Here is a 6,006-nt window from a genome sequence, read left to right as displayed (position 1 = left end):
CTGCACGGCCTGGGCGTGATGCTGGTGAACCAGTATCCCGTGACCGCAGGAGTGAACGACGACCCCCAGGTGCTCGCGGAACTCTTCCGGCGCTGCACCGACGCCGGCTGCCCGCAGTACTACGTGTTCCAGTGCCGCCCGACCGCCGGGAACCGGCCCTTCCAGATACCGATCGTCCGCGGGTTCCAGCTGGTCGCCGAGGCCCGCTCCCGTCTCTCCGGCCTGTCACGGCGCGCCCGGTTCTGCCTGTCGCATGAGAGCGGGAAGGTGGAGGTCGTCGGCATCGACGAGGACCGCATCTACGCCCGGTACCACCGCGCGAAGGACCCCGCCGACGAGAACCGCATGCTGGTGCTCGCCCGCGACGACAAGGCCCTGTGGCTGGACGACCTGACCTCCGCGAACGAGGCTCGCTGGCCCGCGACCGCGTAGGCAGCCGCACCTCTACCGCGAGCCTCCCCTCGGCAGCGCGAGCACGAGCGCGCGGGGGTCGGGTCCTGCCGCGAGCACCGAGGCCAGCACCCCTCCGGCGTCACCGCGGCCGGCAAAGGCGACGCGCGCTCGAGGCGTGCGTTCGGCTATGTGGAGTCGCGCGCCCATGGAGGCGGTGTACCCCCCGAGGGCCGGCAGGAGCGGCGCGGGCGCGAGCCCACGCGGGACCCCGCCTGCCGGACCGCGCCCTAGCGAGTCTTCCAGGAGAGGTCGAAGCGGCCCGTCGCTCCCGCACCCAGGGCGGTGAGGCGGTAGGGACCGCTGTCGGGCAGCGGGATGCCGATCCTGTCCTCCTCGGAGCCGGTCACGGTCGTGCTCCACACCTGCCGGCCGTCGGCTCCCAGCACCGCTACGGTCATCGAGCCCTCCCGAACCTCGACGCGGTAGTCGAGGCGGAGCTCCCGGGCTCCGCCCACCGACAGCTCCCGGGATTCGCTGCCTTCGAAGGCGCCGAACCGCGCCTGCCAGTCACGGCCGCCCCCCGAGGCGTTCCAACCGGAAAGCACCTCGCCGCCCTCACAACCTGCGAGCAGCGCCACCGCGAGGAGGAGCCCGGCGAGGACCGCTCCCGGACGTCTCGGATACATGGTCCGCCTCCCGTCGACATGAGGCCACCGATCGAAGAGGCATCCAGCTTAGCGCAGCCCGCCCTTCTTCGCAGCCCTTCCGCGGGCTCTCGCGGCGGGCCGAGCGGCGGTCAGCCCGAAGGGCCTTGCCGAACCGACTCGTCGACGAAGCGCGACGCGATGTGCGAGCCGTCGCAGAACGGCTTGTTGGCCGAGGCCCCGCAGCGGCACAACGTGACCCGGTTGCGGACCTCGTACGGCCGGCCCTCGGCATCCGCCACCCGGACCCGGCCGCGTCCCCACAGCGGCCCGCTGACGCCGAGATGCGGATCCTCCACCAGCGCGATCGACGGTTCGAGCTCAGGCTCCATCGGCTCGCCCGTCTCGGGGTCGCACGCCACGTACCTGCCCGAGGGACACAGTTGCGCCTCCTCGATCGCCAGCGCCAGCACCTCCGGGTCGTCGCAGCGTTCGATGAGGTTCCGCAGCCCGCCGGCCCGATCGCAGAAGCGCGCTTCGGCGCAGAGCCTGCGCGCGTCACGCAGGAGCAGCCGGAGGCCGTCGATTGTCACCGACTGCTCCATGTACGACCTGTGCCCGGCGGTCTCGGTGCCGTCGAAACCGACCTCGGTATGCGTCCAGTCGCAGAACGGCTTGGTACGCGAGGCGCCGCAGCGGCAGAGCATGTGGCGCTCTCCGACGTCGAGCCGCCCGGTCTCGCGCCATGCCACCGACTCGCCGGCCTCGTCGGTCACGATCTCGGCACGCACCAGCGGCACGCCGCCGGATACCGTGTACGGCCCGTCCTCGTTCACGGCGATCCTCATGCGCTGCCTGCGCTCGTCCACGCGCCACCCCCCGGGCACCGTCACACACGCGAATCTACCCGTCACGGCGCAGGTGCACGACCTCGACCCCGTCCGAGGGCCGCGACCGTCGCGCCCGCTGCCCGAGCGCCTCGGCCACGAGGCTGCGGTGGCACCTGCGCGGGTCCTCCTCCCAGCACAGCAGGCAGGTGCGTCGTGTGCGCGCGAGCCGGAGGAGCGCGTCGAGCTCCTCGGCGCGTCCTTCGAGAAGGCGGCGGAACGCGGGGGCGAACCCGGAGAAGGGCAGGCTCCCCTCACGGAGCGGGATGCGCAGCTCCGGCGGCGCGCCGAACTCGCGCATGCTCACGTAACGCACGCCGACGGCCTCGAGCCGCTCGGCGAGCGCCTTCTTGGAGAACCCGGGCCTGCGGCTTCGCGGCAGCTGCCGCACGTCGGCTACGAGCTCGATCCCTTCCGCCAGCACGCGTCGAAGCCACGCGTCGGGCCCGTAGCCCTGGTACCCGATGGTCCAAAGCGTCGTCATGCAGAGGACATACCCCTCGTGCCTACGGTGCCCCAGCCGTCTCCCCCAGTATGCCCGCCAGCTCCTCGGCCTTCTCGTCGGAGTAGAGGTGCGCGGCGTAGCGCACCTCGCGCCCCTCGCCGTCGGGCGCGAAGAACGAGACCGCGCGTCGCTTCGCGAGCGCGTCGACGCCCCTGACGTAGGGCAGCACGACCACCTCCAGCCCTCCGCGCGCCCATCCCTCGCCGATCGCGACGTCGCGGACCGTGGAGCGGGGGAACTCGACGGCGGGGAAGCGGCCATCCTCGAGCAGCTCCAGCTCGGCGAGGCTCGGCAGCGCCGCCGCGCCCACCGAGGAGACCAGCCAGCTGGCGACGAACAGCCCGAGCGCGACCAGCAGCGGCCGCCAGTCGAGGCGCAGGAGGGCCCAGACGGCCCCCGCGGGCGCGAGCGCCAGCAGGAGGCCCTGCGCCCAGATCCACGCGCCGTAGGCGGGAGCGGAGACGCGCGGACCGGCCACCGAGACCGAGTCGGCGTCCACGAGCACCCTGACGCGGCCCATGAACCGCGCCGGCACACGGTAGGACCAGCCGTCGAAGACCGCCGCGTCCGGCGGTACCCGCGCCTCGAACAGCCCGGACTCGAACGCGCTCGCCTCCCGCACGGCGCCGCGCTGATCGCCGGGCCGCGAGAGCATCCTCGAGATCGTCCAGCCCATGTAGCCGGCCAGCGCGAGAGCCGTCGCCGCGACGATCGCCCACCGCCAGGGTTCCATCCTCAGCATCGGCCCTCCCGTTCGCCCCCGAAGAGGGCTCCGCTCCGGAACCCGGCGCTCATCATCGCCCCTCGGGGGGTCCGCCGCCAGCCCCCCGATGCCGGCGGACCTCCGCCGCGGGGCGCTCACTCCCGGTGCGAGCCGGGTCCCGAGCCGTAACGGCGCAGCACGATTGTGTAGGCCGAAAGCGCCAGGATCACGGCGGCCGTTCCGATACCCGCCGAGAGAGCCTGTCCCGCCTCCGACTCCCTGCCGAGAAGGAACTCCAGGTAGCGCGTGCTCATCAGGGTCACCACCAGCCCGATGAGGTAGGTCTTCAGCTCGTCCAGGTCGCGGATGTCGAAGGCCAGCACGGCGTAGCGTTTGCCGAGGAAGACCGATCTCAGGCCGAAGGCGAAGGTCAGGAAGATCACGGCCAGGATGGTGGCGTCCACGACCTGCACGAGCATGAGCACCACCGGCTGGGGGCGGATGTCGAACGCGGCCAGCAGCCGGTCGGCGCCGTTGGCAGCCAGACCCGAGACGAACAGCACCGCCCCGACGAGGCGCACGAGAGCCAGGACGAACGTGAGGACGGCGGCGCCGGCCATCACGAACACGCCCAGGTTCACGCCCGCTACGTGCAGCGGGCGCATGTAGCGCTCCTCCTTGCTCATCACCGGTTCCACGGGGGGGTTGTACCCGCCCGGGCACCGGCTGCCGCTACGGCCGCTGCCGCTACGGCGACTCCGACCGCTCGGTCAGGTAGTCGATGACCACCTGGCGCTCACGCGCGTCGAGCTCGGCACCGAGGGAGATCATGCGGTCGACGGTGGAGGTCCAGCCCTCACGGTCCTTGTCCTCGGCGTAGACCCTGTCGAGGCTGTGGCACGGCGTGCAGCGCTCGTTCACCAGCTCCTCGCCCTCGGCGAGCGTCTCCTCGGGAGGCGCGGGCGCCGTCGCCTCCTCACCCGGCGTGGTCTCTTCCGGCCGCGGGGTGACGCCGTCGCCGTCCCCGTCGCACCCCGCCAGAAGCGTGGCCGACAACAGCAGCGCGAGCAGCAGCGCGCCGGGCCCGCGCACCCCCGACCCGCGGCCGCTGCGGTGGCTCAGGTTCATCCGTTCCTCCGCTCGTCTCGGGTGACCCCGATAGCATTCCCCTCACGGCCGGTCACGGCGCGGGGCTCGCCTCGGATCCGCCGCGGGCGAGCTCCTCGGCGATGCCACGGCGCACCATCTCGGCCACCGCGTCGGCCTCCCGTTCGTCGGCGTAGGCGTGCCGAGGCCAGAAGAAACCGCGCAGCCCGTCCCCCGGGCTGCGCGGCACGACGTGGACGTGCAGGTGCGGCACGCTCTGCGAGACGCGGTTGTTGACCGCCACGAAGCTCCCCTCGGCGCCCATCGCGCTCTCCATCGCGCGGCTGGCGGCGCGCACGACCCGCATGAGGGGAGCCACCAGCTCGTCGGGCAGGTCGCCGAGCACCTCCACGTGGCGGCGCGGCACCACGAGCGTGTGGCCGGGGATCAGCGGGCGCACGTCGAGGAACGCGACCACGGCATCGTCGGCGTGCACGATCCGGGCGGCGTCCTCGCCCGACACGACACGGCAGAATCGGCAGCCCCTGTCCACGTCCCTCTCCGCTCTCACCCGCGCCAACCGTACTTGTCCGGGTCGGGACCGAGCCGCTCGCCCCGGTCCAGCGCGTCGATCGCGGCCATCTCGTCCTCGGAGAGCTCGAAGTCGAACACCGACGCGTTCTCGAGTATGCGGGCGGCGTGCACCGACTTGGGGATCGCGGTCACGCCGTGCTGGAGGATCCAGCGCAGCGATACCTGCTCGGCCGTCTTGCCGTGCCGTTCACCGATGACCGCCAACTCCCTGGTCGCGCCGGCTCGGCCCCGCATGACCGGCGCCCATGCCTGGATCACGACGCCCTCGCGACGCAGGTACTCGCGCAGATGCGGCTGGGCCAGGCGCGGGTGGTGCTCCACCTGGTCGACCATCGGCATCACGCTCGCGGTCCGGCGGAGCTGCTCGAGGTGGTGCTCGAGGAAGTTGCACACGCCGATCGCCCTCGCGGCTCCCGACTCGAGGATCTCCTCCATCGCCCGCCACGTGTCGACCACGATGCGGCCGACGGGCCAGTGGATGAGGTAGAGGTCCACGTACTCCATCCGGAGGCGCTTGAGACTCCGCTCGAACGCCTGATGCGTCTCGGCGTACCCCTGTTCGTCGTTCCAGACCTTGGTGGCAACGAACACCTCGTCGCGCGGGACGCCCGATTCCCGGACGGCGCGGCCGACGCCGCCCTCGTTGCCGTAGAGGGAGGCCGTGTCGATCCCGCGGTACCCGTAGTCCAGGGCGGTCCCGACGGCGTCCTCCGTCGCCGCACCCTCGGGGATCTTGTAGGTCCCGAAGCCCAGCCACGGCATCTCGACGCCGTTCGCCAGCGTGATCGTGTCCGCGATGGAGCGCGGGTGAGAATCGGTCACGGACCTCACCTCCCCTCCCGAGGATACCCGGGCATCACCCGCCCGCGCTACGGCTCCGGCCGCCGAAGGGCGCGACGGAGGCACCCGGTCCGGCGGGCGTCAGGACTCGCGACCCGGCCCGGCTCACTTCCGCGCGGGCTCGCGCATCTCGAGCGTGATCTCCTCGAGCGTGTCCGTGACGAAGTTGCGCAACCTCCCGGAGCCGACCTCGATCGCGAGTGCGATCGTCTCGCGGATCTCGTCGATGCCCGCACCGGCGTCCTTCGCGCCCGCGAAGTGCTGCCGCACTCAATGGTGGCACCGCCCTACGACCGCCGCCGCGAGGCCCACGAGCTCGCGCGTCTTCTCGTCCAGCGTCTCGGTGTACTCGAA

General features: G+C 72.2%; 10 protein-coding genes. 1 reads left to right on the top strand and 9 read right to left on the bottom strand.

Going from position 1 to position 6,006, the window contains the following annotated elements:
• Positions 1-432 (top strand): KamA family radical SAM protein (locus IBX62_10180; protein ID MBE0477453.1); only part of this gene is annotated, 432 nt, incomplete at its 5' end.
• 248 nt (positions 433-680) lie between these two features.
• Here the strand turns inward: IBX62_10180 and IBX62_10175 are convergent.
• The 9 genes from IBX62_10175 to IBX62_10135 all read right to left on the bottom strand — a co-directional run bounded on the left by IBX62_10175 (position 681) and on the right by IBX62_10135 (position 5,922).
• Positions 681-1,079: a hypothetical protein gene (locus tag IBX62_10175; GenBank protein MBE0477452.1), complete on the bottom strand. Its 399-nt coding sequence runs from the start codon at positions 1,077-1,079 to the stop codon at positions 681-683.
• Between the two features lie 110 nt (positions 1,080-1,189).
• Positions 1,190-1,885 (bottom strand): CDGSH iron-sulfur domain-containing protein, encoded by a 696-nt coding sequence (locus IBX62_10170; GenBank protein ID MBE0477451.1) that lies wholly within the window; start codon positions 1,883-1,885, stop codon positions 1,190-1,192.
• 55 nt (positions 1,886-1,940) lie between these two features.
• Entirely contained in the window at positions 1,941-2,408 is a 468-nt protein-coding gene (locus IBX62_10165; protein MBE0477450.1) for a DUF488 domain-containing protein, read from the bottom strand.
• Between the two features lie 22 nt (positions 2,409-2,430).
• Entirely contained in the window at positions 2,431-3,171 is a 741-nt protein-coding gene (locus tag IBX62_10160; protein MBE0477449.1) for a hypothetical protein, read from the bottom strand.
• A 116-nt stretch (positions 3,172-3,287) separates the two neighbouring features.
• On the bottom strand, positions 3,288-3,818 hold the full coding sequence (locus tag IBX62_10155; GenBank protein MBE0477448.1) for a YqhA family protein: 531 nt from the start codon (positions 3,816-3,818) through the stop codon (positions 3,288-3,290).
• A gap of 61 nt (positions 3,819-3,879) precedes the next feature.
• Positions 3,880-4,260, bottom strand: coding sequence for a hypothetical protein (locus IBX62_10150; protein ID MBE0477447.1), 381 nt, complete (start codon positions 4,258-4,260; stop codon positions 3,880-3,882).
• Between the two features lie 52 nt (positions 4,261-4,312).
• A complete protein-coding gene (locus IBX62_10145) occupies positions 4,313-4,771 on the bottom strand; it encodes an HIT family protein (protein ID MBE0477446.1) in 459 nt (152 codons plus the stop codon).
• Positions 4,772-4,785: 14 nt separating this feature from the next.
• Positions 4,786-5,574 (bottom strand): aldo/keto reductase, encoded by a 789-nt coding sequence (locus IBX62_10140; GenBank protein MBE0477445.1) that lies wholly within the window; start codon positions 5,572-5,574, stop codon positions 4,786-4,788.
• Positions 5,575-5,757: 183 nt separating this feature from the next.
• Positions 5,758-5,922, bottom strand: coding sequence for a hypothetical protein (locus IBX62_10135; protein MBE0477444.1), 165 nt, complete (start codon positions 5,920-5,922; stop codon positions 5,758-5,760).
• Positions 5,923-6,006 lie beyond the last annotated feature (84 nt).

The sequence above is a fragment of the Coriobacteriia bacterium genome (assembly GCA_014859305.1).
Lineage (GTDB): Bacteria > Actinomycetota > Coriobacteriia > Anaerosomatales > Kmv31 > Kmv31.
Note: the sequence above shows the minus strand (reverse complement) of the source record. Positions and strands in the feature narration are given on the sequence as shown.

Coding starts and splice junctions, on each gene's coding strand:
- IBX62_10140 (MBE0477445.1), bottom strand. CDS start 5,574: ATGCCGTGGCTGGGCTTCGGGACCTACAAGATCCCCGAGGGTGCGGCG.
- IBX62_10150 (MBE0477447.1), bottom strand. CDS start 4,260: ATGAACCTGAGCCACCGCAGCGGCCGCGGGTCGGGGGTGCGCGGGCCC.
- IBX62_10170 (MBE0477451.1), bottom strand. CDS start 1,885: ATGAGGATCGCCGTGAACGAGGACGGGCCGTACACGGTATCCGGCGGC.
- IBX62_10155 (MBE0477448.1), bottom strand. CDS start 3,818: ATGAGCAAGGAGGAGCGCTACATGCGCCCGCTGCACGTAGCGGGCGTG.
- IBX62_10175 (MBE0477452.1), bottom strand. CDS start 1,079: ATGTATCCGAGACGTCCGGGAGCGGTCCTCGCCGGGCTCCTCCTCGCG.
- IBX62_10160 (MBE0477449.1), bottom strand. CDS start 3,171: ATGCTGAGGATGGAACCCTGGCGGTGGGCGATCGTCGCGGCGACGGCT.
- IBX62_10165 (MBE0477450.1), bottom strand. CDS start 2,408: ATGACGACGCTTTGGACCATCGGGTACCAGGGCTACGGGCCCGACGCG.